This window comes from Stenotrophomonas sp. SBJS02, from assembly GCF_020428325.2.
Lineage (GTDB): Bacteria > Pseudomonadota > Gammaproteobacteria > Xanthomonadales > Xanthomonadaceae > Stenotrophomonas > Stenotrophomonas africana.
Window position 1 is genome coordinate 2730807 of the sequence record NZ_CP109812.1, and the last position, 23988, is coordinate 2754794.

Below are 23988 nucleotides of genomic sequence, written 5' to 3' on the forward strand. Positions count from 1 at the left end.
TTCAGGAGCGCCGCTTTGGTAATGCCGGCCGCTGGCCGGCAACCCCGGTCTCCTCGAACACCCAAGCCACCCAGTCGATGAACACCCGCAAGCGTGGCGACGGCGTGCGGTTGCGCGGGTAGACCAGGCTCAACGGGCTCGGCGTCGGCGGCATCTCGGGCAACAGCTCCACCAACTGCCCACGCGCGATGTACGGGTCCATCCGGTAACGCGGCGCCTGGATGATACCGAGGCCCGCCAGCGCGGCACCAAGGAACGCGTCCGCACCGGACACTCGCACCCGCGCCGGCAGCGGCACGTAGCGCACCTGCCCGCCCTGCTGGAACTCCAGCGGAATCAGCTGGCCGGTGGCGCTGGAGCGATAGCCAACCATTTCGTGGCCGTCCAGCAGGGTCTCGATGCTGCCTGGCACGCCCTTGCCCTGCAGGTAACCCGGCGCGGCCACCGTCACCTCGCGCAGCATCGCCAACCGGCGCGCCGCCAGATCGCTGTCGGCCAGCGTCCCCACCCGCAACGCCGCATCCACGCCTTCGCGCAGCAGGTCGACATAGCGGTCGCCTTCGCTGATCTCCAGTTCGATTTCCGGGTAGCGCTGCAGGAACACCGGAAGGTGCGGGAACAGCAGGTGCCGGCCCAGCGTGCCATGCACTTCGATACGCAACGGGCCGCGTGGCGGCGCGTCACGGAACGCGGCCTCGGCATCGTCCATGTCGGCGATCAGGCGCAGGCAACGGCCATAGAAGGCCTCGCCTTCCAGCGTCGGCACCACCAGCCGCGTGGTCCGGTGCAGCAGGCGCACGCCCAGCCGCTGTTCGAGCGCCTTGATCGCGTCGGTCACCGTGGCCCGCGGCAGGCCCAGGTCCTCGGAGGCCCGGGTGAAGCTGCGGCGCTCGACGATACGGACGAAGGCGCGCATGGCCGTGAAGCGGTCCATTATTCGGTTGTCCGGATGATGTTGACGGATTATGCAGGATTATCCGAAAAGACAATGTCGCGAAGATGGCCCTGCGCCACTCCGGCGTGCCCTGCAGGAACCCACCATGACCCTCTCCCCCGCCCGCTCTGTCGCCCTGGTCACCGGCGGTTCCCGTGGCATCGGCGCGGCCATCTCCCGCCGCCTGGCCGCCGATGGCCACGCGGTCGCCATCAACTATGCGGGGCGCCGCGACGACGCCGAAGCCTTGGCGGCCGAACTCAACGCGGCCGGTGTGCAGGCCATCGCGCTGCAGGCCGATGTGGCCGATTCACAGGCGGTCAGCCAGCTGTTCGACGCCATCGAGGCCCGTTTCGGCGGCATCGACGTGGTGGTCAACAGCGCCGGCGTATTGCAGCTGGCGCCGCTGGCCGACAGCGACGACGCATTGTTCGGGCGGGTGATCGGCATCAACCTCAAGGGAGCCTTCAACGTGCTGCGCGAAAGCGCGCGACGGGTGCGCGACGGTGGCCGGCTGATCACCCTGTCCACCAGCGTGGTCGGTATCAAGCTGGAGCACTACAGCGTGTACGCGGCCAGCAAGGCAGCGGTGGAGACGATGGGCGCGATCCTCAGCAAGGAGCTGCGAGGGCGCAACATCACCGTGAATGCAGTGGCTCCCGGCCCGACCGCCACCGATCTGTTCCTGGACGGCAAATCACCCGAACTGATCGAGCGGCTGGCGAAGATGAACCCCCTGGAGCGGCTGGGTACGCCGGAGGACATCGCCGGTGCGGTTGCGTTCCTGGCAGGCACCGATGGCGGGTGGATCAATGGCCAGGTGCTGCGCGCCAACGGCGGGATGGTGTAGATCGCGCGGCCGGCTTCCACGCATGGCGTGGATCGCATCTGCGCATGTCGCGGGGGTAGAGCCGAGCCCATGCTCGGCTGCTCTCCGCGCAAAGGCCAGAAGCAGCCGAGCATGGCTCGGCTCTACATTATCGTCAGCCCGCGCGGGCCTCGCGGCGCCGGTGTACCCAGTAATACAGCGTGGGCAATACCAGCAGGGTCAGCAGCATCGCCGACAGCAGGCCACCGATCACCACCACCGCCAGCGGCTTCTGGGTCTCGGCACCGATCGCATGCGAGGTGGCCATCGGCAGCAGGCCGAACATCGCCAGCAGCGCGGTCATCAGCACCGTGCGCAGGCGCTGCAGCGAGCCCTGTACCACCGACTGCAGCAGGTCCATGCCCTGCTCTCGCAGCTGCGCGAAGCGACTGAGCATGATCACCCCGTTCAGCACCGCTTGCCCGAACAATGCAATGAAACCGATCGCCGCCGACACCGACAGCGGGATGCCGGTCAACCACAGGGCGAGGATGCCGCCGATCATCGCCAGCGGTACGTTGGCCAGGATCAGCGCGGCACTGCTGATGTCCTTGAAGGCATCGAACAGCAGTACGAAGATGATCAGCACCGACAGCGGGATCACCCAGCCCAGCCGCTTCATTGCACGTTGCTGGTTCTCGAACTCGCCGGACCATTCCAGCCGGTAGCCTTCCGGCAGCTGCACGCTGGCATCCACGCGCGTGCGCATGTCGGCCACCACGCTGCCCATGTCGCGGCCGGCGATGAAGATGCTCACCGCCTTCACCCGCTGCGCGTTCTCGCGCGAGATGTTGATCGCGCCGCTGGCCATGCGGAAATCAGCCACGTCGGACAATGTCACCGTGTGGCCGTCGCCGATGCCGACCGGCACCGTGCGCAGCCGTTGCAGGTCGCGGTCGGCGTCGTCCAGGCGCAGCGTGATCGGGAACTTGCGGTCGCCCTCCCACAGCTCGCCGACCTGGCGCCCGCCCAGCGCAGTCTCGATCACCTCGTCGATGTCGCGCACGTTCAGGCCATAGCGTGCGGCACGGTCACGGTCGATCTCGATCTGCAGCTGCGGCAACGACCCGTCGCGGTCGATGAAGGCGCTCTCCACGCCCTCCACGCCACGTACCTGGCCCAGAATCGCCTGTGCCTGCTGGTTCAATACGTCCAGATCCGAGCCACTGACCTTGATCACCACCTGGCCCTTGATCTGCGAGATGCTCTCCAGGATGTTGTCGCGCACCGGCTGCGAGATCGAGAACTCCGGCCCCGGAATGCGCTGCTCCAGCGTGCGCTGCAGGTCGCTCACCAGCTGCCGCTTGTCCACACCCTTCGGCCACTCCTTCTCCGGCTTCAACGCCACCAGCGCCTCGATCTGGTTGGCGCCCTTGGCATCGGAGCCGTCTTCCGGGCGCCCCAGCTTGGCCACCACGGTCGATACCTGCGGGAAAGTGCCGACCAGCTCACGGATGCGCCGCGACTGCTGTTGCGCCTCAGCCAGGCTGGTGCTGGGATCCAACGTGGCGGTCAACCAGATCGAGCCTTCGTCCAGCTCGGGCAGGAACTCCGACCCCAGGCGGGTGCCCAGTGCCAGCGTGCCGACCAGCAGCGCAACCGCGGTCAGCACTACCGCACGCGGGCGAGCCAGTGCGCGCTCCAGGATCGGCCGATACCAGCCGGTCAGGCGGTCCATCAGGGGATTGCCGTCGCGCATGCGGTCGCGCCGCAGCCACCAGTAGCAGAACAACGGTACCACGGTCAGCGCCAGGATCAGCGCGCCGATCAATGCCGAGGTCACCGAGTACGCCATCGGCGCGAACATGCGGCCTTCCTGGCGCTGCAGGGTGAAGATCGGGATATGCGCGGCGATGATGATCAGCATCGAGAAGAACGTCGGTCGACCCACTTCCGATGCGGCTGAAAGAATGGTCGAGAACCGCGTCTTCCGATCGGCGGTGGGGGGCAGCTTCGACAACCGCGAGACGATGTGCTCGGTCACGATCACCGCGCCATCGATGATGATGCCGAAGTCCATCGCACCCAGCGACAGCAGGTTGGCCGGCACGCCCCACAGATGCAGGCCAAGGAAGGTCGACAGCAGGGCCAGAGGCATCATCGCCGCCACGATCAGCGCGGCCCGGGCGTTGTACAGGAACAGCCACAGCACCAGGAACACGAGCACTGCGCCTTCCAGCAGGTTGCGGAAGACCGTCTTCAGCGTGGTCGTGACCAGCCACGAGCGGTCGTAGAACGGTTCGATGCTGACGCCGGCCGGCAACTGGTTGGCCTCGATCTCGGCGATGCGCGCATGCAGGGCGTCGAGCACGTCGGATGGGTTCTCGCCCTTGCGCATCAGCACCATGCCGAACACTGCATCGTCGTTGTCGTCCTGGCCGACCAGGCCCTGGCGGGGCAGGCCGGTGTCGGCAATGCCGGCCAGGTCGCGCACCAGAATCGGCGTGCCCCCGCGCTGCGCCACCACCACGTTGCCGATGTCGGCCGGCGAACGCATCAGACCTACGCCACGGATCAGGAACTGCTGCTGGCCGCGTTCGACATAACCGCCACCCGCATTCGAGCTGCCCTTCTCCAACGCCTCGGCGAACTCACCCAGGCTGATGCCGCGGTCGCGGAGCTTGTCCAGGTCCGGCTTGACCTGGAAGGTGCGCGCGAAGCCGCCGAAGCTGATCACATCGGCCACGCCCGGCACGGTGCGCAGGCTGCGCTCCATCGTCCATTCCTGCACGGTGCGCAGCTGGGTCGGCGTCATGTGCGGGCCTTTCAGCACATAACGGTAGATCTCACCTACCGCCGAACTCATCGCCTCCAGTTCCGGCGATACCCCTTCCGGCAGCTCCACGCCCTGCAGGCGTTCCAGCACCTGCTGCCGTGCGAAGTAGTCATCGGCCTTGTCGTCGAAGGTCAGGATGATCATCGACAGGCCGAACTGCGTATGCGAGAACACCCGCACCGAATGCGGGATGCCGGACAACGCCACTTCCAGTGGCATCGTCACCTCGCGCTCGACCTCTTCGGCGGCACGGCCCGGGTGCAGCGACACCACTGTAACCTGGGTGTCGGACACATCCGGGAAGGCTTCAACCGGCAGCACGCGGAACGCGGCAATGCCAGCGCCGATGAACAGCAACAGTGCGAGCATCACCATCAGCGGCTGGCGCAGGCAGTAGGCAATCAGGCGATCGATCATGGGGCGGCGTGCCCCGTGCCGATGCTGGCGGTGGCGGGCGCGCTGTCCGCCAGCTGCTGCAGCAGCAGGCCGCCCTCGACCACCACCCTGGCGCCTGCGGCCAGACCCTCACGCACCCACAGGCGGCCGTCGCCCAGTTCCTCGGCATGCACGGCGTGACGCACGAAGCGGCCCTTGCCCTCCTCCACGAACACCACCTGCTTGCCGTCGATCAACAACACGGCCGCATCCGGCAGCGAGACACCGCCCTCGCCCGGCAACGCCACCTGGGCGCGCACGTACTGCCCTGCCTTGAAGCCGCGTGCGCGGTTGTCCAGCTCGGCGCGCGCCTGCACCACGCGGCGTTCGCTGTCGACGAAATCATCCACGTGCTGCAGGGTCGCCTGCAGCGGCTGTCCATCGGCGCCGGGCATGGTCACCTGCATGCCCGCCTGCAAGCGTCCAGCCAGGCTCTCGGGAACATCCAGCAGCAGCCACAAGCGGTCCGGATCGCCAATCACCGCCAACGGCTGCTCGCTGTCGGGGCTGACTGCCATGCCCGGGCTCATCCGCCGCTCCACCAGCACGCCATCGATCGGCGCGCGCAGCGGCAGGCGCTGGTCGACGTGCTGGCCATTGCCATACGCCCTGGCGAAGGCGGTTGCACGCGCATGATCGGCCTGGCTGCCGGCGAAATTGGCCTCGGCCTCGTCCAGTTCGCGGCCCGACGCCACACCCGCCGCATGCAACTCGCGGGTGCGCTCCAGCTCCTTTCGCGCCTGCTGCAGCTCGGCACGGCCGCGCACGCCGTCGGCCTGGGCCTGGCCGAATTCGGGCGAGGTGATCCAGGCGATCACCTGGCCCGCCTTCACTTTCTGCCCCGGTTGTGCCTCGATGCGCGCCACCTGCCCCGCCAGCGGCGTGCGCAGCGCGCTGGAGCGCGTCTCGTCCCAGACCACCCGGCCCGGCAGCTGCAGGCTGGCGCTGGCGCCGGCGGTCACCGCCTCGCTGCGCAGCACGTCCAGCTGGCGGCTACCGGCCGGAAACTGGATCTGGCCAGCACTGACCTTCGGCGCGTCCCCGGTATACGACGCCGGTTCGCGGCCGCAGCCGCCCAGCAGGGCCAGCGCCAGCAAGGCCGGCAGCACGGCGTGTCGCGCCTGCGGGCGACAAGCGACGGTGAACTTCATCGAGACTCTCCTTCAGCAACGGATGTGGCCGCTTCCCAGCGCGCCAGGGCAATGGCATGTTCGGCTCGCGCTTCAATCAACGCAGCCTCGAACTCGCGCCAGCTGCGGCGCGCATCCAGCAGATCGGTCAGGCTGGCGGCGCCGCGCCGGTACGCCAGTTCGATGCCCCGCACCGCCTTGCGTGCGGCGTCGGACTGCAGTCCTTCGTAGTCACTTCGACGCTGCGCGGCGGACTGCGCGCTGGCTTGCAACCGGTCCAGTTCGGCACGCGCTTCACGCTGTAGCACCTGCAGCTCCAGCGCGGCATTGTCGCGGTCGGCCTCGGCACGCTGGATCGCGCCGCGTGCACGCGACGGCCCCCCCAGCGGAACGGTCAGCGACACGCCCCAGGTGACACCGCTGATGTCGGTGGGCTCGCGTTCTGCCTCCACGCCCAACTGGATGTCGCGGTGGCGCTCGCTGCGCGCCAATGCCACACCGGCGTCGGCGGCAGCCAGGCGCGAACGGGCCGCGCGCAGATCGGCACGCTGCTGCGGATCGAACGCGCGCGCATCGGCCCTGCCCGCGGGGTCTGGCCACGGATCATCGGCGCTGAGGTCATGACTGTCGTCGCGGCCGAGCAGCAGGCCCAGCGCATGCTGCGCATCGCGCAGATCCAGCGCCGCCTCGCGCGCCGCGTCGGCTACCGCCAGGTCGTCCACCGCCAGCCGCGCGCGGTCGACCGGCGCCATCGCCCCGGTGGCAACCTGCTTGTCCGCCGCCGCCATCTGTTCGGCCGAACTCAGGCGGTTGGCATCGGCAATCTGCGCCCGCTCCTGTGCACCCTTCAGGCCGAAATAGGTTTCATGCAGTGCTACCTGCTGGCGGCGCCGCGCATCGAGCATCTCCAGCCCGGCCACCTCCAGCAGCGCATCGGCCTGGCGGATACGCAACGCGCGCTTGCCACCGCGCTCCCAGGTCCAGCCCAGGCCCACGGTGCTGTCCACCCGCTTGTCCTGCCAGCGCCCAGGACCGATGCCGTGTTTGGGGCTGATCTTGCTGGTGCCGATCGACAGCTCGGTGGCCGGGCGCAGCGCCGCCGTCTGCGCATCACCCTGCACACCGCGCAGCGCCAGTGCCGCCGCACGCAGGTCCGGGTTGCGTGCTTCCATTGCGCGCTGCGCTTCCGCCAGCGACAACGCTGAAGCCACGGGTGCCCACAGGAGGGCGGCCAGCACGGCCGCAAGACGAGGGGAGAAATTCATGCACGTCACGGTAAGGTGACGCACTTGCGCCAAACTTGCCCCAACCTTGCACGAAGCTTGCAATGCGAATCCTGCTGATCGAAGACGACGCCGCTCTGGCCGATGGACTGATCCGCGCCCTACAGGGTGCCGGACATCTGTGCGACCACCTTTCGCGCGGGCTGCACGCACCCGCTGCACTGGCCAGCGCACCGTATGACGTGATGGTGCTCGACCTTTCATTGCCCGACGTGGATGGCCTGGACCTGCTGTCCCGCCTGCGCAACGACGGCACCACCCTGCCGGTGCTGATCCTGACCGCACGCGATGGCGTGGAAGACCGCATCCTCGGTCTCGACCGCGGTGGCGACGACTACCTGGCCAAGCCATTCGCACTCGGCGAGCTGGAAGCGCGTCTGCGGGCGCTGTCCCGGCGTCGCAGTGATGCACCCGCGCAGAAACGCATGGGCCGGTTGTGCTTCGACAGCATCCGCAATGAAGTGCAGGTGGACGGGCAGCGCATCGAACTGACCGCGCGCGAGTTGTCGCTGGTCGATGCACTGATGCAGCATCCCGGCCGAACGGTTACCAAACAGCGTCTGTTCGACGCGCTGTACAGTTGGGACCACGAGGCCAACCTGTCGGTGATCGAAGTGCATGTCAGCCGCCTGCGCCGCAAACTGGAACAGGCGCGCGCCGGCGTCGGCATCCGCATGCTGCGTGGGCTTGGATACCGGTTGGAGGCCGTGGGTGACTGAGCGCGTGCACAGCCTGCGTGGCCTGCTGCTGCGGCGCCTGTGGCTGCCGCTGCTGGTACTGCTGCTGTGCAGCGCAGTGGGTTCATTCGCCTTGGCGCGCTTCTATGCCGGCCAGGTCTACGACCGCTGGCTGCTGGATTCGGCGATGTCGTTGTCCGAGCTGGTGACGGTGCAGGATGGTCGCGCCTCAATCGAAATCACCCCGGCAGTTTCGCGCATGTTCACCTGGGACACCGCCGACGAAGTGCATGGCGAAGTGGTCGACGCTGCAGGCGGGCGCCTGTATGGCGACCTGCCCGAAGCATTGCCGCGCCCGGCGATGCCCGCCAGCAGCGACGACGCGGTGTACTACGATGCGCGACTGCGTGGCCAGGCCGTGCGCATGGTCGAAGTGGTGGTCAGCGCCGGACCTGGCCATGACATCCGGCTGCGCGTGGCCGAGACACTGCGCAAGCGCCACCGGCTGGAGCGCAAGCTGCTGCTGACCAGCGTTCCGTTCCAGGCTGCGATCCTGACACTGGCGGCGTGGCTGGCCTGGTCCGGTACAGGCGCTGCCGCACGCCATGCCAACCTGGTCGCACGGCGCTTGGCCAGCCCCCGCCCAGACCCGCTGGCGCCGCTGGATCCTACACAGGAGGCGCCGCGCGAGCTGTGGCCGGCAGTGGAGGCATACAACGCACTACTGCAGCGGCTGGACGCCATGCAGGCCGCGCAACGCCGCTTTGTCAGCAATGCCGCGCACCAGCTGCGCACGCCCTTGGCAGCAATGCAGGTGGAGCTGGAGAGTTCATTGCGCCAGCACGATCCGCAGGCCCAGCAACTGGCGTTGTCCGGCACGCTGGCCGGGCTGGCGCGGCTGCAGCACCTGGTCAACCAGCTGCTGATGCTCAGCCGATCGGAAGATCCGCATGGCAGTGGACTGCCACTGCAACCGGTGGACCTGGCTGCGTTGGCACGCGACGTGGTGGAGCGCTACGCCGACCGTTCGTTGGCGGCGGGCGTGGACCTGGGCTACGAGGGGCCCGACGACGGCGTGTCGATACAGGGCGACCCGCAGCTGCTGCGCGAAGCGTTGGGCAATCTGCTGGACAACGCGCTGCGCTACGGTGCCTCGCGCGGGGTGATCACCCTCGGCGTTCGGCAGGAGGTCGAAGACGTATTGGTGTGGGTGGACGATAACGGCGCCGGCATTGCCGAAGCCGAGCGCTCGCGCGTCACGGAACGCTTCTACCGGGCCAGCAGCGAGGGCGATGGCTGCGGCCTGGGACTGGCGATCGTGGCCGAGATCGCGCAGCGGCATGGCGCGACCCTGATGATTGATACCGCCCCGATCGGCGGCGCGCGGGTGGGGTTGCGGTTTCGTTCCCGCTGAGGTGCTGTGTGCCAACCAAGGTTGGCACCTACCAGGTGCGGGGAAATGACGGCGCCCGGGCGGCGGCGCCCAGCATCACCGGCTCATCGAGTACGGCGCCTGCGCGCCCTGCCCCGGCCAATCCTTGTTCGGCTCGGCCTGCATGGTGAAACGCAGCTCGCCACCTGCCAGGATCTCGTCATGGCGCAGGAAGGTGCGCTGCAGCGGCTTGCCGTTGAGGCTCACGCTGCCAACGTACGTGTGCTTGTCATCCAGGCCCTCGGCCACGATGGTGAACGTCTTGCCGTTCGGCAGGCGCATCGCGGTCTTCGGCAGGAACGGGCGGCCGAGGATGTACTCGCCCGAGCCCGGCGCTACCGGGTAGAAGCCCAGCGCGGTGAACACATACCACGCCGACATCTGGCCAACGTCATCATTGCCGGCCAGGCCATCAGGCCGATCGGCATACTGGGTGTCCATGATCTGCTTCAGGCGCGCCTGGGTGCGCCACGGCTGGCCGGCGTACGAGTACAGGTAGGCCACATGGTGACTGGGTTCGTTGCCATGTGCATACCAGCCGATCAGGCCGGTGATGTCTTCCATGTGCTCGAAGACGGACGGATCCACCTTGGCGTTGAACACCTCGTCCAGGCGCGCGAGCAGCTTGTCACTGCCACCATGTGCTGCCGCCAGGCCGGCGACGTCCTGCGGCACGTACCACGAATACTGCCAGGCGTTGCCCTCGGTGTAGTCGGTGCCATAGCCGCTGGCGCTGGGGTCGAACGGAGTGCGGAAGCTGCCATCGCGCTTGCGTGCGCGCATGAAGCCGGTGTCCTTTTCGAAGGCGTTGCGCCAGTTACCCGCGCGCTTGTCGAAGGTCGCCGCGATATCGCCCTTGCCCATCGCCTGCGCCATGCGTGCGATGGTCCAATCATCGAAGGCGTATTCCAGCGTCTTGCTGGCCGCTTCACCTTCCTCGTCGATCGGCACATAGCCCAGCTCGCGGTACTGCGCGATGCCGTCATAGGGGCCGTAGTTGGCGGTCTCGACCATCGCCTTCAATGCCTTGTCGGCGTCGAAACCGCGGATGCCCTTCACGTAGGCGTCGGCAATCACCGGCACGGCGTGGTAGCCGATCATGCACCAGTCTTCCAGGCCATGGAACGACCACACCGGCAGCATGCCGTAGGGACTATGCTCATGGTGCGCCAGCATCGAATTGACGAAGTCGCTGTTGCGCTTCTCCGGCTGCACCAGCGTCAGCAACGGATGCAGCGCGCGGTACGTGTCCCACAGCGAGAACGTGGAATAGTTCGTGAAGCCATCAGCCTTGTGCACGGCATTGTCCGAGCCGCGGTACTGGCCATCGGCATCCATGAACAGCGTCGGTCCCAGCATCGTGTGGTACAGCGCGGTATAGGCACTGCGCCGCGCGTGTTCCGGTGCATCGATATCGAGCACCGACAGCGCCTGCGTCCATTCCTGCTTCGCCTGCGCACGCACGCGATCGAAATCGAAGTCGGCCACTTCCGCATCGAGGTTGGCGATGGCGCCGGCCTCGCTGACGGGTGAGATTGCGACCTTGACCACCAGCGGTGCGTCCAGCTTGCCGAATGCGAAGGTACCCACCAGCTGCCGGCCTTCGATCTGTGCGCGCTGTGACGGATCCTTCTCGCCCGGGGGCGGGAAACCCTTGTAGACGACATCCTGCTCGGTGTTGTGCAGCTCATGCCCGGCCAGCGGGCGCGAGAAACGCATCGCGAAGTACAGCTGGCGGCCCAGCGCCCAACCGCGGGTCTCGCGGAAGCCGGTCACCGTGCCGTCGGCACGCACCCGTACCCGCGACCACAGCACCTTGCCCGGGTAGTCGTACATGCTGGTGCGCATGTCCAGCAGCACCTTGGCGTCGGCGCCCTTCGGGAAGGCGTAGCGATGCACGCCCACGCGCGTACTGGTGGTCAGCTCGGCGCGCACCTTGTAGTCGTCCAGGGTGACCGCGTAATAGCCCGGCTCGGCCTTCTCGTCAGCGTGGCGGAACCGTGAGGCATAACCGCTGCGCGGCTTCTCCGGATCGCCCCGCTCCAGGCCGGGATTGCCGGTGAACGGCATCAGCAGGATGTCGCCCAGATCGGAATGGCCGGTGCCGGAAAAATGCGTGTGCGAGAAGCCGACGATGCTGCTGTCGTCGTAGCGGTAGCCGGCCGCCCAACCGTAGGCTTTCTCGCGTGGCTGGATACGCGTATCCGGGCTCAGCTGGACCATGCCGAACGGCACCGTTGCACCCGGATAGGTGTGGCCTTCCCCACCGGTGCCGATGAACGGGTCGACCGAGGCATAGGCCCTGTCGGCGGCAGTTCTGGCAGGCGCGGCCGACGCCAGGCCGGAAGCGAGCATCGCCGTGGCGGCGACAGCGATCAGGAGACGACGGTCCAGCGTGGGCATCGGCATTTGGATCGATTCAGGTGATAGTCAGATCCTAGCACCGGGCCTGTCACGCCGCATGCTGCAGTGCGACTGCCCGGCTTCCCATGCCCGGTTCAATCTTCAATCGGGAAGCGCGCTCTGCAACGACGTCAGGTCCGCAGGATCCAGCGGCCTTACCACCCGCGCAACCTCTTCTCCATCGTGCAGCAGCACCACCGTCGGCCACAGCTTTACCTTGAATGCTCGCCCCAACGGCCTTCCCTTGCCATCCTCGATCTTCCAGTGCGGCAGATCGTTCGCTTCGACAAAGGCCTGCAATGCAGCCTGCGCGGCCTGGCAATGGCCGCACCAGGGTGCACCGAACTCGAGAAGCTGCCAGCCGACCTGCGCCTCCACATCCGAGCGGTCGGGCTCCGCCGACAAGTAATCGCGCATGAAAGGCATCCGCGCTACGCCGCCAGCGCCTTCTGGATGTCCGCCAGCGGTGCGTTGGTCAGGTCCTTGGCGATGTCGCCCAGCAGGCGGGCCTGGACCTCCTTGTGCAGCAGCGGCCGGATGCGCCCCAGCGTGGTCGGATCCGCAATCAACACCAGATGTGCATAGCGGTTCTTCAACGCGTCCTCGTTGAGCTGTTCTGCCACCTGCTTGGCGAACGTGGCCTCGTTGAGCTGCGAGACCGACATATCCTTCGGCACTGCACCCGCAGGCCCCTGCCCGGATACACCCTGCTCGCTGATGTCCTGCAGGCGCAGTTCGCCTTCCTGCTTCAAGGTCAACTGGTGGTTGCTGCCCACGTTGGTGAACACCCGTGCCGAACCACCGTCGGCTACCACGATCAGGGTTCCTTCGGGAATCGTCCGCGCCATTGCATCCTCCATCAATCCGAAAAGTGGGTGTGCGCTCCACCTTATGCACGCCGATGTCACCAGCGCGCGCACAGGATGTGATCCCGTCATCGCAATCTGCAATCAGCGCTAAATTTGTCCGGATGCCTGCCGCTATGGCCTCCATCATCGCGAGGAACCTCTGTGTACGCTGGCTCACTGTTCCACGTCTGCTTTGCCACCAGCCTGGCGATCGCCGGCTGCGCAGGCTGCATCCATCAGTTCCTGCTGGGCAGACCGCTGTTCGCATTGGCCATCATGTTCTCCGTACTGACGATGATCGGCGCTGCTCTGGTCTCGCGTCGGCTGGCGCTGCCCGGCGCACTGGCGATGGCCTGCACCGTATTCGGGTTGATGGCGAAATCGGCCTGAGGCATCTGAACGGGCAGCGTGGAACACAGCGTGCAGATCAGCCCGCTTCGCTGCACGCTCACGCCGATGCCGTTATGATGAATCAATGATCGACACTACCCACTACGTGACGGGCGAACCTGTTACGTGGGAAGCACTGCCGACCGGCGCTTCGCTTGCCACGAATGCTCCCGCCCTGCATTTCCATCGCATTGCGCTGGATCCCGGCGGATGACGCCCGCGGGCCTTCTGCCTGCCCCCCACGCTGATCTGATACCCGGCTGCTGACTGCGCGGCCGCGGTGATCCCGTTGCTGCGTTTCCGCCCCTGCGGCGGTGCATTACCGTGCGCGTGGCGCTCCGCCTGCACACATTCCCCGGCCCTCACGCCACCCATCGATGCCCCTGCGCCACTTGCGCCCGCATCGCCGTTTCCGATTTCCGGGACACACCACACCGCCCATTCCCCTATTCCATACCTACAAGGGAGCCCCCATGCAGGACACGCCCGAGGCACATGCCCATTTCGGCTGGTTCAAACGCCGCCGCCACCTGAAGGTCGATGAGATCACCGTCGTCGACAAGCCCATGCTGAAGCGCGCCGTAGGCGCCGCCGCACTCGGCAATGCCATGGAGTGGTTCGACTTCGGTGTATACGGCTATCTCGCCGTCACCATCGGCCAGGTGTTCTTCCCGTCCAGCAACCCTACGGCACAGGTAATCGCGGCCTTCGCCACCTTCACCGTGGCGTTCCTGGTGCGGCCGCTCGGCGGCCTTGTGTTCGGCCCACTCGGCGACCGCTATGGGCGCCAGAAAGTACTGGCGTTCACCATGATCCTGATGGCACTGGGTACGTTCTCGATCGGCCTGATTCCCTCCTACGAGCGCATAGGCATCTGGGCACCGGTGCTGTTGCTGCTGGCGCGCGTGGTGCAGGGCTTCTCCACCGGTGGCGAGTACGGCGGCGCGGCAACCTTTATCGCCGAGTATTCCACCGACCGCAACCGCGGCCTGATGGGCAGCTGGCTGGAGTTCGGCACGCTGGGCGGCTACATCGCCGGCGCGGGCACGGTCACCGCACTGCACATGCTGTTGAGCAACGCGCAGATGCTGGACTGGGGCTGGCGCATTCCGTTCCTGGTGGCCGGCCCACTCGGCCTGCTCGGCCTGTACATGCGCATGAAACTGGAAGAGACGCCGGCGTTCCGCGCCTTTGCCGAGGAAGCCGAGAAGCGCGAGCATGATCGCCCCGGGCTGGGCGCACTGTTCCAGGTACACGGCCGCCAGCTGCTGGTGTGCATGGGCCTGGTGCTGGTGTTCAACGTCACCGATTACATGCTGCTGACCTACATGCCCAGCTACCTCAGCGTCACCATGGGCTACGCCGAAAGCAAGGGCCTGCTGCTGATCATCATCGTGATGCTGGTGATGATGCCGCTGAACATCGTCGGCGGGTTGTTCAGTGACAAACTGGGGCGCCGCCCGATGATCATCGGTGCCTGCATCGCGCTGCTGGTGCTGGCGGTGCCTTGCCTGCTGCTGGTCGGCAGCGGCAACGACTGGATGATCTTCCTGGGCCTGATGCTGCTGGGCCTGGCACTGGTGTGCTTCACCAGTTCGATGCCATCCACACTGCCAGCCCTGTTCTATACCCCGGTGCGCTACAGCGCACTGTCGATCGCCTTCAATGTGTCGGTGTCGCTGTTCGGTGGCACCACGCCGCTGCTGACCGCATGGCTGGTGGAACGTACCGGCGATCCGCTGGTGCCGGCCTACTACCTGATGGGCGCGGCGGTGATCGGCCTGGTGACCATGCTGTTCGTGAAGGAGACCGCGGGCCTGCCGCTGCGCGGTTCACCGCCGGCGGTCGGCAGCGACAGGGAAGCTGCCGCGCTGTTGAAGAGCGATGTACCCGTGACGGTGGACCCGATCTTGCCGCCGCTGCCGGACGTTGCGGAGCCCGAGCAGGTGAAGCCGGCCTGAGGCCGGGTGGAACCAGCGTTGTAGAGCCGAGCCCGGGCTCGGCGCCTTTCGGGGATCAGCCGAGCATGGGCTCGGCTCTACACCCCTGCGCCCTCAATCATGCGGGGTGTCCAACGCCATCGCACGCATTACGATGGGTTTGGCCCAGTCCGGCGTATGCAGCAGCTCGGCCACCGAGACCGGGTACTGCAGCTGGCCATGCGCCATCGCCAGCACCGGCAGCGGCTCGACGCAGCCGTCGGCGTCGGCGGGAGCGCTGTTGTCGTAGACATGCAGCTCGGCCAGGTGTGGCAGCAGGTCCAGCAGGTTCTCGCGCGCCGAATCGAAGCGGGCGTGGATCTTCTCCACTGGAATGTCATGGCCGCCGGCGGCCACACGCCCTGCAACGCGGGCAATATGCAGCTCCACCGTGGCCAGGCCGCAGAACCAGATCGCAACGTGATGGTGTTCGCAGGCCTCGCGCAGCAGGCGCGGGATGGTATTGCCGCCCAGCGTGGTCTCGAAGGCGAAATCCGTGCCATCGGCCATTGCCTGGCGCAGACGGCGAGTGCCTTCCTGCCAGGCCTCGGCATTCGCATCGGGCAGCGGCCAACCGGCCTCCACCAGGCGGCGGGTGAACGAATCGGGGTTGAACCAGCCCAGGCCTTCGGCTTCCAGCCAGGTTCCCAGCAACGAACTCTTGCCGGCGCCGTTGACGCCGGCCAGCACCAGGATCCGCCCCATCGGTCAGAGCGGACGGCCGAGGGTGACCTTGCGGCCGCGCCGAATCGGCTGGCCCAGCACTTTGCCCAGCCCCTCACCGCGCTGCAGGCCAGCCAGAGTCTGGTCGAATTCGCTGCGCAGGCGCAGCAGTTCTTCACTGCGCTCACCGGCATCGCTGCCGGCGGCCTTGGCCAACAGCTCCTGGTAGGTGCGGATATCCACGATCACCGCTTCGGGGTGGTTGTGGTTGGTGATGACCAGCGCCTGCTTCTCACGCACGGTACGCATCAGGCTCGGCCAGCCCCTCGTCTTCACAGACGAGGCCGGGGCCTTTTCGAGGCCAGGCAGATCCAGCGGCAGGGTCATGGCACGGCTCCAGACAGAAGTGGATAATGGCCACTATACCCAATTTGGCCAAATTGGATATAAATGCCGTTTCACGCGCCGGAGCCGGTCTGTGGCGCATCGGTCTGCAGCAGGCTGTCACGCTCGCGCAGTGGGAAGCGGATCCAAGCATCCAGCCCCTGCGGATCGAAGTGCAGTTCACCACTGCCGGCCAGCTCATAGGGCACGCGCTGCTCGATCAGCGCACGGCCCAGGCCGCGCTGGCGCGGCAGCTCCCAGTCTTCCACGGCGGCATGGCGTTCACACCAGTGCAGGCCCAGCCATGGCTGTCCGTCCTGCACCTGCAGGTGCCAGGACACGTCGATCCGGCCATCCTCATGGGTCAGCGCACCATGCCGCAGGGCGTTGGTCGCCAATTCGTGGATTGCCAGGGACAGCACTTCGGCCGCCTTCGGTGGCAGCAGCACATCCTCGCCCTGCAGGCGATAGGCGGCGGTGACCGGCGTCTGCGCTGCGATCTCCTCATCGAGCATGCCACGCAGGCAGACCCCGGCGTTGGCGCCACGGGTAAGCAGGCTCTGCGTGCGCGCCAGCGACATCAATCGTCCGCACAACCGTTCAGCGTAATCATCCACACTGCTGACCGACTCACGGGTCCGCCAGGCAATGGCATGGATGGTCGACATGATGTTGCGCACCCGGTGCTGCAGTTCGGCCAGCAGTACCGATTGGCGCTCGGTGGCACGCTTGAGATCGTCGATGTCCACAGCGATGGCGAATACGCCCGTCACCTCGCCGTCTGCATCGCGCAGCGGCGCGGCGGCCACACGGGTCCAGCGCGCGCGCCCGTCGTCATGCTTGAACTGGAACTCCAGCCCGGGCACTACCGTCTCACCGCGCAAGGCCCTGGCTATGGCGAAATCCCTGGGTTCGATGCGCGAGCCGTCGGGGTGCCATCCCTGCCAGCGGTGGTGGTTGGGCAGATCCGTGGAGGGCACCTTGCCGGTGGGAAGGTAGGTGCGCATCTGGTCGTTGGAGAGCTGCAGGCACCCCTCGGCATCGACGATGCAGACGCCCACCGGCAGTACCTTGAAGGCCAATGCCAGGCGGCGGTCCGCCTCCCGCCGCTTCTGCTCTTCGCGTTCGCGGGCCGACTGGGCCACATGCGCCGCCGTCGTCTCGAACATGGTAACCAGCACGCCGCTGACGCGCCCCTCCTCGCCACGGATGGGGCTGTAGGTAATGGTGAACCACACATCCTCCAACCGCCCGCGGCGCGCGAGGGGATAGAGTTTGTCCTCGTAAGTGATGGTTTCGCCCTGCCAGACGCGCTGGTAGATCGGCCCGTTGATATGCCACACCTCGGGCCAGCATTCACGGGTCGGCTGGCCGAGTCCGCCGGGATGCTTGTCGGCCAGGATCTCGGCATAGCCATCGTTGTAGAGCTGCACCAGCTGCTCGCCCCACAGCACGATCATCGGGAAACCATGGGCCAGCATCAGGTCGACGGTGGCGCGCAGGTGTGGCGGCCACCGCTCATACGCTCCCAGCGGCGTGGATGACCAGTCATGGCGGGCGATGCGCGCAGCCATGCCATCGTGGCGCCCGTGCGGGTGCGCTGCAGGTGGCATGCCGCCACGAAGCTCGGTGGCGCGGATGCCTTCAGGACGGCGCGACATGCCGCGCGATCAGGCGATGCCCGCAGAGACCTGCGGCGTCGCCACCAGCCCGGCCAGCTGCTGCACCAGGGCTTCAATGTGATACGGCTTGGTACAGCGCGGCGCGCTGGCGAAGCGGCTTGGCAGGTTGTCGTCGTAGCCGGAGGTCAGCAGGAACGGGGTGCCGGCCTCGGCCAGGCGGTCGGCCAATGGATAGACCTGTTCGCCGCCCAGATTGATGTCCAGCAACGCCACATCGATGGGATGGGTATCGACCAACCGCCCCAGCGCCTGCAGGTCGCCAGCAGGGCCCACTACCTGCGCGCCCTTCAGCTCGAGGTAATCGACCAGGAACATCGCGATGGCGAATTCATCCTCTGCCACCAGTACGCGCAGCCCCTTCAAGCCCTCCGTCTTGTTGCCCACTTCCAGCACGCCCTACGCTCCTCGATGCACGCGACCTGCCTGCGGTCGCAACGCGGTCAGAATGCGCGATCCGGCCTGCAAGAACGCGTGACGATCGATGAAGGCCTTGGGTGGGCGGCCGCACCCCGGCCGCCCGACCACGTCAGCTGGCCATCAGGTCAGAGCGCGCGTTCCCACTTGAGACTAAGCAGGCTGCGATCGTGGCTGTACAGCCAGCCGACGTTGCTGTCGATGCGCGCGTAGCGCAGGCTCAGGCTGGGTACCAGTCCCGCCACGGCCAGGCGCTCGCTGCGGACGATGGCGATCAGGTTCTGTTCGCTGTCCTCACGCCGTGCTTCCAGCAGCGGACTCCAGGTGTCGTAGTCGCGATGGCGCAGCGACACGAATACGGTGGCCGTGGTGCCGATCCACTGCCGTGCCGCGCCCAGCCGCAGGCCGCGCTGGCGGTAGCCGTTGGCCGGGTCGGCTGCGCTGCTGTCGGTGAGATCCAGCCCGGCGAAAACCGTCCAGCGCGGGTTGAGCGCACGGAACCAGGTGGCATACAACGATGCCAGCTCGCCGTCGTAGTTGCTGGCCAGGCCCTGCTGTCGATACCGCTGGCGCTTCCAGTCGGCCTCCAGCTTGAGCAGGCTGCGTGCATCCAGGGCGTACTGCCATTCCCCGTGCACGCCACTGCCGCCCTGCAGCGCATGGTTGCCCAGGCCCTGGTAGTCATAGCTGGGGGCAAGCAGCACGGTCTGCCGTGCACTACGCCAGCTGTAACCCGCCTGCACGTTTGCATTGAGCTCGTTGTACGCACTTTGCCCGCGCCATGTCTGACCGAAGGCGAGACCGCGCACGTACAGCCCATGATGCCCGCCGAGCACCCAGCGCCGTTCCAGGCTGGCGTCGTAGTCGAGGCCCGCCGCGCGCTGGGCGTCGGGCAGTTTCCGTTCGATGATGCAGGCGTCGCCCACGCCGAACAGGCAGGTGCGACTGGCCGAGCTGCGGTTGATGTTGTCACTCCATGCCGGGCCGGCGGACAGCGCGCCTTTCCAGCGCTGGCGCGCCTGCAGGGCACTCAGGTACCCGTCCACGCGAGCGCGGACGCCGGCCGTGGCCGGATCATCGGCATTGATGCCCGCAGCGATGGCCCTGAACAACACGACCGCATCGCGATCGCGCTGGTCTTCTGCGTAGACACGCGCCAGTTCAAGGCGCGCCGGCAGGAAATCCGGCTGCGCCACCAGCAGTGCTTCGTACTCCTTTGCCGCGCGGCGATGGTCGCCCGCCACCCGCGCCAGCGCCCCCTGCGCATAGTGGCGCAGCATTGGGTCATGGCCGGGCAGTTCGATGTACTCATCGAGGAACGCAGCGGCGGCCTGCCATTGCTGATGCTGCAGTGACAGGTAGAGAGCCTGGCCAAGATCATCGACGGTGCGCTCCACGCGCAGCGTCTGGCCGTCGATGGTGATGGTCGGCCGCTCCGACTCGGCCTGCTGCAGGCGCTGCTGGTCCTGCTGCTGGTGACGCAGGTCGGTGCCCTGCTCGAGCACGCGGCGAAGATCGTCCTGCTGGGCGCGCACATCGGCGGCCGCCAGCAGCAGAACGACAAGGAAGATGGAGTGGCGCATGGTCGATCCGTGGTGGTGCATGCAGCGGGCCGAAGCAGGGACTGGCGGATCGCGGCTTGCCCCTGCCCTGCCCCGTCAGGGGCGTGGCAATCAGTTCTTGCTGCCGCCGAAGGCGGTGTCGTACTGGCTGTTGCCGCTGAAGGTGGCGATACCGGCCAGGGCGGCCGCGTTGGCGCCGAAGAACTGCCCCTGGGTGGTGCCGGCAACGCTGCCGTTGGCGGTGGCCGAACCGGCGAACGATGCATTGGCGCTGTTGATGTTGGCGTTGACGTTGATCGCCAGGCCACCACCGGTCAGGCCGCCGAGCAGCTTGCCGCTGCCGAAGTCCGCACGGAAGGTGCCCGACAGCAGGTTGCTGCCGTTGAACTTGTTCAGGCCCGCAACGCTGTAGGTGGCCACACCGGCCGGCAGCGTGGTACCGGCACGGTCACCGACGAAGTAGACCTGGCGGTTGTTGAAGCCACCCGCGGCGCCATCCTTGGACCACTCACCGAACCACACATCGCCGCTGCCGACCTTGACGAAGTTGAAGTGGCCCATGCCGGCATGGCTGCCTGGTGCGCCGGTGATCGGCATGGCGAGCGTGCGCACCGCGGTGCCATTGACGGTGGTGGTGCCCGAGTACAGGCTCAGGCCCTGGAAATCGACGGGCTTGGCGTTGGAGACGGTGCCGACGCCGATACCGGCCTTGCCTGCCTGGTGCGGGCCACCGTTGACCTGCGATTCGCCGACGGCGACGTACAGCTCGGCATTGGTCACCGGGCTGGCCGCACCGACGATGTCAGCGGCATGCGCGGCGCCGGCCAGGGCAAAGGTGGCAGCAACGGCGAGCACCGAACGGGAGATCATCTTCATGGTATTACTCCTTGGGTTGTGGGAACTACGGGTACAACGCTTGAAAGCGGAAGGTCAGAAGCGCGCGGTGATGCCGAGCTTGAGGGTGCGGCCCGGCGCCGGCAGCGTGGAGCGCGTGGCCGGGTCGACGTAGTAGCGGTTGCCGAGGTTGCTGCCCACCAGCTCGACGCTGGCGTGCTCGTTGAAGCGCCAGCGCGCGTATGCATCGACGGTGATGATGTTGCCCCAGGTGAACGGCACGTTCTGCCACAGCATGCTGCTGCCACCGGCCAGCAACCGGTCGCGGTAGGCCTGTAGATCGGGGTTTTCGTGGCGCTGGTAGTGCACGATGCGGCTGCCCAGTTCCAACCGCTCATCGAACAGGCGCGTACCGAGCGACAGGTTCACCGACAACTTCGGAATCGCCTGGGTCAGCAGGTAGCCACTGACGAAACCGTCCTGCACGCAGTTCGGCACCAGGCCACGGTTGGCATCCAGCAGCACGGCCGTGCTTTCGTCGCACACCTCGTTTTCGAGGATGCGGCTGATGCCCAGATCGGTGAAGAAGCGCCGGTTGTCGAAGCGTGCCTGCAGCTCGATGCCGCGGATGGTCTGCTTGTCGATATTGTCGAACAGGAAGGAGGCGTCGCGCTCGATCACGTTGCGGGTCTTGTGCACGTAGTAGGCCAGCTTGACGTCGGCATCGGCGGTGTTGCCGAACAGGCCCGACAGGTTGTGCACGTAGCCCAGCTCGTAGTTGTAGGCATGCTCGGGCTTGAGCGTGTACAGCGGGTTGAGGCTGCTGGAGAAAGCGATGGTGCTTTCGAACATGCTGGGGAAGCGCACTGCTTCGCTGTAGCGCAGGTAGACGCGCGCGGCCTTGGACAGGTTCACCGTGGCCGAGAAAGTGGGCAACCACGCGTGATCGCGGCGGCGGCCATTGCGCCCGTCCACCGGCCGCGACTGCATGGTGTTGCCGATGTTGCAGACCCGGTCGCTGCCGGGGTAGACCGGCAGCACACCGGGTATGGCCGCCACCCGGCCGTTGAGACAGGGGTTGGTCGCACGGGCATAGTTGCCGTTGGCATCGGGCAACCACGGAAGCCGATGTTCCACCGCCTGCGGCGTCTCGTAGTACGCCAGCAGGCCATGCAGTGCATCGTCAACCACCGAACCCATGCCGATGCTGTCCCAGAACTCGCGTTCGGCCTCCAGTGCGTCGATCTCCGCCTGCAGGCTGGCCGGCCGCTCGGGCAGTTCATTCGTCCGGTAGGTCGCCTCCTTGCTGCCCACGCCCTTGGTCAGCAGCTCCGGATGCGCCTGCAGGAAATCGTCGAAGGCCCAGTAGCGGCTGTAGCGCACCCCTGCATTGAGGGTGAGGAAGTCGACCGGCCGCCACTCCAGGGTGAGGTAGCCTTCACCCTCCTGGCGGCGCCCGGCACGCGGGAACATGCGCCAGCCATCGGTGATGCCGAAGTACGGGTCACGCGAGCCGAGCTTTTCGTATTGCCAGTTGCCACCCACGGTCAGGTCGAGGGTGGAATGCAGCGCGAAGCGGTTGCTCAGGGTCAGGCCGATGCGGTCGTTGCGCGCATTGGCCAACGCGGTGTTGCGCAGGATCGGGCTGGCGTCCGGGTTCCATGCCGGATTGCCGGGGGCGAAGTTCGGAAAGCCACCTGCGGTGTAGGTATCGCTGTCCGTCTCCGTGCGCCACAGGTTGGCGTAGAGGTCCAGCCAACGGCTGCCGGCCGGCTGGAAGCGGTACTCCAGGTTCCAGGCATCGGACGCAACCCGGCTGAGCGGCCACTGGATGCGCCCATAGTCCGGCGCGGACAGGATGCGCGACGGCATGATCTCGCCGTAGTGCGACAGCGTGCGCCGCCAGGTCGCCTTCAACTGCTGGTCATCGTTGATCTGCCAGCTGCCCTTGACCAGCCAGGATTCCTGTTCGCTGGAAGTATTGGGCACTTCATCGCCGGGCTTGAAGTAGCGCGCCAGTGTGGTGATGTAGTCGATGCCCTGGTACTCGAACTGCTCGCGCCGGTCCTGGTCGTAGTAGGCGCTACTGTTGGACCCGGAGAAGTAGTTGCCGCGCTTGCGCCAGGCATAGGCGGCCATCAGGTCGACGTTGTTGCCACGCACGCCCAGCGCCAGGCGCCAGGCCTGGTCCTCGCCATCGAAGGGGTTGTTGCCACTACGCGATTTCACCGGCACCACCAGGGTGCGGTCGTCGTAGGGTGAGTTCGGCGAGCCCTGCGGGAACCCCGGCACGGTACGGTAATCCTCGCCGGTGTGCAGCCGCGGCAGGCGCGGCGCCACCGCATTGCTGCTGCCTTCGATCTTCAGCTCCCCGCCGAAGCGCTCACCCGCTTCCACGATGTCATCGACGTCGATGGTCTTTATCACCAGCGCGCCACCGATCCCGCTGTGCACATCGCGCACCAGCCCTGGCCCCTTGATGACCTGGATGCCACCCATCAGGTTGGGATCGATGTAATTGCGGTTGCTGACGCCGTTGTAGCCGCGCCAGACCGTGAGCGCCTGCTCACCACCGTCGATGCTGACCGGCACCCGCCCCGGCCCCTGGATGCCGCGGATGTTGATGTCCAGCGCGCCGCTGTTGCGCGCATCGCCACTGAACACACCGACCAGATCCTTGACCACGTCGGCCGGATTGGAGCCACGGTAACGCTCCACCCGGTCGCGCCCCGAATACGCCGTGGTCAGGTCCAGCGCGAACACATCATCGTAACCGCGCCGATCACGCGCCTCGCCCCCTTCCGACTGCAGGCGACCGGCCACGTCCAGTGTTTCGGTCACCCGCACCCCTTCCCCTTCACCCGCCTCCGCTGCGGCCCGCAGGCTCCAGGTGCCGTCCATGCCGCGCTGTGCGCGCACGCCACTCCCGCGCAACAGCTGCTGCAGCGCCTGCATCTGGCTGTACTCGCCTTTCACCGCACTGGAGCGGCGGCCCTCCACCAGGTCACTGCGGAACACCACCTGCACATCGGCCTGGCGGCCAAAGGCACGCACAGCGTCGGCCAGGGGCTGTTCCGGAATCGTGTACTGGCGCAACGGCGCGACGACCGCCGGTTGCGCCTGCACGCCCGGCGCCCAGGCCAGCGGCAGCAATGCAGTGGAGATGGCCAGGGCCAGAACGGTGACGCGACGATGACAGGCGGATGCCGTGGACGGCATGGACAGGAACTCCTCAAGCGTGGCGGAACCACGGGCACATCCGGTGCCGGTGGCATGTCTGGCTTGAGGAGAAAC

General features: G+C 66.8%; 20 protein-coding genes. 6 read left to right on the forward strand and 14 right to left on the reverse strand.

All coding sequences use genetic code 11. The features are described 5' to 3' along the window. Position 1: 1 nt before the first annotated feature. The gene (locus FQS62_RS12740) at positions 2–934 is read right to left on the reverse strand and encodes a LysR family transcriptional regulator (RefSeq protein WP_208043799.1); all 933 of its coding nucleotides are present in this window, start codon (positions 932–934) and stop codon (positions 2–4) included. A 106-nt stretch (positions 935–1040) separates the two neighbouring features. On the opposite strand from FQS62_RS12740, the gene FQS62_RS12745 reads away from it, so the two are divergent. After that, positions 1041–1784: an SDR family oxidoreductase gene (locus FQS62_RS12745; RefSeq protein ID WP_049448052.1), complete on the forward strand. Its 744-nt coding sequence runs from the start codon at positions 1041–1043 to the stop codon at positions 1782–1784. A 133-nt stretch (positions 1785–1917) separates the two neighbouring features. Here the strand turns inward: FQS62_RS12745 and FQS62_RS12750 are convergent, their stop codons facing one another. Genes FQS62_RS12750 through FQS62_RS12760 form a run of 3 tightly spaced genes read right to left on the reverse strand, consistent with a single transcriptional unit; the run spans position 1918 to position 7408 of the window. Beyond that, complete coding sequence (locus FQS62_RS12750; protein ID WP_208043798.1) at positions 1918–4995, reverse strand: efflux RND transporter permease subunit; 3078 nt, start codon at positions 4993–4995, stop codon at positions 1918–1920. Beyond that, entirely contained in the window at positions 4992–6164 is a 1173-nt protein-coding gene (locus FQS62_RS12755; RefSeq protein WP_049448050.1) for an efflux RND transporter periplasmic adaptor subunit, read from the reverse strand. Before FQS62_RS12755 ends, FQS62_RS12750 begins: the two co-directional genes overlap by 4 nt. After that, a complete protein-coding gene (locus FQS62_RS12760) occupies positions 6161–7408 on the reverse strand; it encodes a TolC family protein (protein ID WP_049448049.1) in 1248 nt (415 codons plus the stop codon). The genes FQS62_RS12755 and FQS62_RS12760 overlap by 4 nt, the downstream gene beginning before the upstream one ends. A gap of 62 nt (positions 7409–7470) precedes the next feature. On the opposite strand from FQS62_RS12760, the gene FQS62_RS12765 reads away from it, so the two are divergent. Both FQS62_RS12765 and FQS62_RS12770 read left to right on the forward strand, forming a co-directional pair. Next, positions 7471–8145 (forward strand): response regulator, encoded by a 675-nt coding sequence (locus FQS62_RS12765; RefSeq protein ID WP_049448048.1) that lies wholly within the window; start codon positions 7471–7473, stop codon positions 8143–8145. After that, positions 8138–9517, forward strand: a complete 1380-nt coding sequence (locus FQS62_RS12770; protein ID WP_208043797.1) for a sensor histidine kinase — start codon at positions 8138–8140, stop codon at positions 9515–9517. The genes FQS62_RS12765 and FQS62_RS12770 overlap by 8 nt, the downstream gene beginning before the upstream one ends. A 75-nt stretch (positions 9518–9592) precedes the next feature. On the opposite strand, the gene FQS62_RS12775 is transcribed toward FQS62_RS12770, so the two are convergent. The 3 genes from FQS62_RS12775 to FQS62_RS12785 all read right to left on the reverse strand — a co-directional run bounded on the left by FQS62_RS12775 (position 9593) and on the right by FQS62_RS12785 (position 12786). Next, a complete protein-coding gene (locus FQS62_RS12775) occupies positions 9593–11944 on the reverse strand; it encodes a GH92 family glycosyl hydrolase (RefSeq protein WP_208043796.1) in 2352 nt (783 codons plus the stop codon). Positions 11945–12040: 96 nt separating this feature from the next. Beyond that, positions 12041–12364, reverse strand: a complete 324-nt coding sequence (locus FQS62_RS12780; RefSeq protein ID WP_049448045.1) for a thioredoxin family protein — start codon at positions 12362–12364, stop codon at positions 12041–12043. 5 nt (positions 12365–12369) lie between these two features. Beyond that, positions 12370–12786: a baeRF12 domain-containing protein gene (locus FQS62_RS12785; protein WP_049448044.1), complete on the reverse strand. Its 417-nt coding sequence runs from the start codon at positions 12784–12786 to the stop codon at positions 12370–12372. A gap of 162 nt (positions 12787–12948) precedes the next feature. Here FQS62_RS12785 and FQS62_RS12790 point away from each other — a divergent pair, with 162 nt between their 5' ends. From FQS62_RS12790 to proP, 3 genes are all read left to right on the forward strand, one after another. After that, on the forward strand, positions 12949–13176 hold the full coding sequence (locus tag FQS62_RS12790) for a hypothetical protein (RefSeq protein ID WP_049448043.1): 228 nt from the start codon (positions 12949–12951) through the stop codon (positions 13174–13176). A gap of 85 nt (positions 13177–13261) precedes the next feature. Beyond that, a complete protein-coding gene (locus FQS62_RS12795) occupies positions 13262–13390 on the forward strand; it encodes a hypothetical protein (protein WP_262222168.1) in 129 nt (42 codons plus the stop codon). Positions 13391–13649: 259 nt separating this feature from the next. Continuing rightward, on the forward strand, positions 13650–15137 hold the full coding sequence (proP, locus tag FQS62_RS12800; protein ID WP_049448042.1) for a glycine betaine/L-proline transporter ProP: 1488 nt from the start codon (positions 13650–13652) through the stop codon (positions 15135–15137). A 93-nt stretch (positions 15138–15230) separates the two neighbouring features. Here the strand turns inward: proP and FQS62_RS12805 are convergent, their stop codons facing one another. The 7 genes from FQS62_RS12805 to FQS62_RS12835 all read right to left on the reverse strand — a co-directional run bounded on the left by FQS62_RS12805 (position 15231) and on the right by FQS62_RS12835 (position 23913). Then, positions 15231–15860 (reverse strand): ATPase, encoded by a 630-nt coding sequence (locus FQS62_RS12805; protein ID WP_049448041.1) that lies wholly within the window; start codon positions 15858–15860, stop codon positions 15231–15233. A gap of 3 nt (positions 15861–15863) precedes the next feature. Then, entirely contained in the window at positions 15864–16205 is a 342-nt protein-coding gene (locus tag FQS62_RS12810) for a type II toxin-antitoxin system prevent-host-death family antitoxin (RefSeq protein WP_049448040.1), read from the reverse strand. A gap of 71 nt (positions 16206–16276) precedes the next feature. Next, positions 16277–17863, reverse strand: coding sequence for a sensor histidine kinase (locus FQS62_RS12815; RefSeq protein WP_021202297.1), 1587 nt, complete (start codon positions 17861–17863; stop codon positions 16277–16279). Between the two features lie 9 nt (positions 17864–17872). After that, positions 17873–18277 (reverse strand): response regulator, encoded by a 405-nt coding sequence (locus tag FQS62_RS12820; protein ID WP_057501565.1) that lies wholly within the window; start codon positions 18275–18277, stop codon positions 17873–17875. Between the two features lie 149 nt (positions 18278–18426). Next, a complete protein-coding gene (locus tag FQS62_RS12825) occupies positions 18427–19881 on the reverse strand; it encodes a porin family protein (protein WP_107379704.1) in 1455 nt (484 codons plus the stop codon). Positions 19882–19971: 90 nt separating this feature from the next. Then, positions 19972–20736, reverse strand: a complete 765-nt coding sequence (locus FQS62_RS12830; protein ID WP_208043795.1) for a Slam-dependent surface lipoprotein — start codon at positions 20734–20736, stop codon at positions 19972–19974. A 54-nt stretch (positions 20737–20790) separates the two neighbouring features. Beyond that, positions 20791–23913: a TonB-dependent receptor gene (locus FQS62_RS12835; protein WP_208043794.1), complete on the reverse strand. Its 3123-nt coding sequence runs from the start codon at positions 23911–23913 to the stop codon at positions 20791–20793. Positions 23914–23988 lie beyond the last annotated feature (75 nt).

Bases quoted from the DNA above. Each gene is read 5' to 3' on its own strand.
- FQS62_RS12815 (WP_021202297.1), bottom strand. From the start codon at position 17,863: ATGTCGCGCCGTCCTGAAGGCATCCGCGCCACCGAGCTTCGTGGCGGC.
- FQS62_RS12825 (WP_107379704.1), bottom strand. From the start codon at position 19,881: ATGCGCCACTCCATCTTCCTTGTCGTTCTGCTGCTGGCGGCCGCCGAT.
- proP (WP_049448042.1), top strand. From the start codon at position 13,650: ATGCAGGACACGCCCGAGGCACATGCCCATTTCGGCTGGTTCAAACGC.
- FQS62_RS12740 (WP_208043799.1), bottom strand. From the start codon at position 934: ATGGACCGCTTCACGGCCATGCGCGCCTTCGTCCGTATCGTCGAGCGC.
- FQS62_RS12805 (WP_049448041.1), bottom strand. From the start codon at position 15,860: ATGGGGCGGATCCTGGTGCTGGCCGGCGTCAACGGCGCCGGCAAGAGT.
- FQS62_RS12785 (WP_049448044.1), bottom strand. From the start codon at position 12,786: ATGGCGCGGACGATTCCCGAAGGAACCCTGATCGTGGTAGCCGACGGT.
- FQS62_RS12765 (WP_049448048.1), top strand. From the start codon at position 7,471: ATGCGAATCCTGCTGATCGAAGACGACGCCGCTCTGGCCGATGGACTG.
- FQS62_RS12775 (WP_208043796.1), bottom strand. From the start codon at position 11,944: ATGCCGATGCCCACGCTGGACCGTCGTCTCCTGATCGCTGTCGCCGCC.
- FQS62_RS12810 (WP_049448040.1), bottom strand. From the start codon at position 16,205: ATGACCCTGCCGCTGGATCTGCCTGGCCTCGAAAAGGCCCCGGCCTCG.
- FQS62_RS12745 (WP_049448052.1), top strand. From the start codon at position 1,041: ATGACCCTCTCCCCCGCCCGCTCTGTCGCCCTGGTCACCGGCGGTTCC.
- FQS62_RS12750 (WP_208043798.1), bottom strand. From the start codon at position 4,995: ATGATCGATCGCCTGATTGCCTACTGCCTGCGCCAGCCGCTGATGGTG.
- FQS62_RS12780 (WP_049448045.1), bottom strand. From the start codon at position 12,364: ATGCCTTTCATGCGCGATTACTTGTCGGCGGAGCCCGACCGCTCGGAT.
- FQS62_RS12755 (WP_049448050.1), bottom strand. From the start codon at position 6,164: ATGAAGTTCACCGTCGCTTGTCGCCCGCAGGCGCGACACGCCGTGCTG.
- FQS62_RS12830 (WP_208043795.1), bottom strand. From the start codon at position 20,736: ATGAAGATGATCTCCCGTTCGGTGCTCGCCGTTGCTGCCACCTTTGCC.
- FQS62_RS12795 (WP_262222168.1), top strand. From the start codon at position 13,262: ATGATCGACACTACCCACTACGTGACGGGCGAACCTGTTACGTGGGAA.
- FQS62_RS12760 (WP_049448049.1), bottom strand. From the start codon at position 7,408: ATGAATTTCTCCCCTCGTCTTGCGGCCGTGCTGGCCGCCCTCCTGTGG.
- FQS62_RS12835 (WP_208043794.1), bottom strand. From the start codon at position 23,913: ATGCCGTCCACGGCATCCGCCTGTCATCGTCGCGTCACCGTTCTGGCC.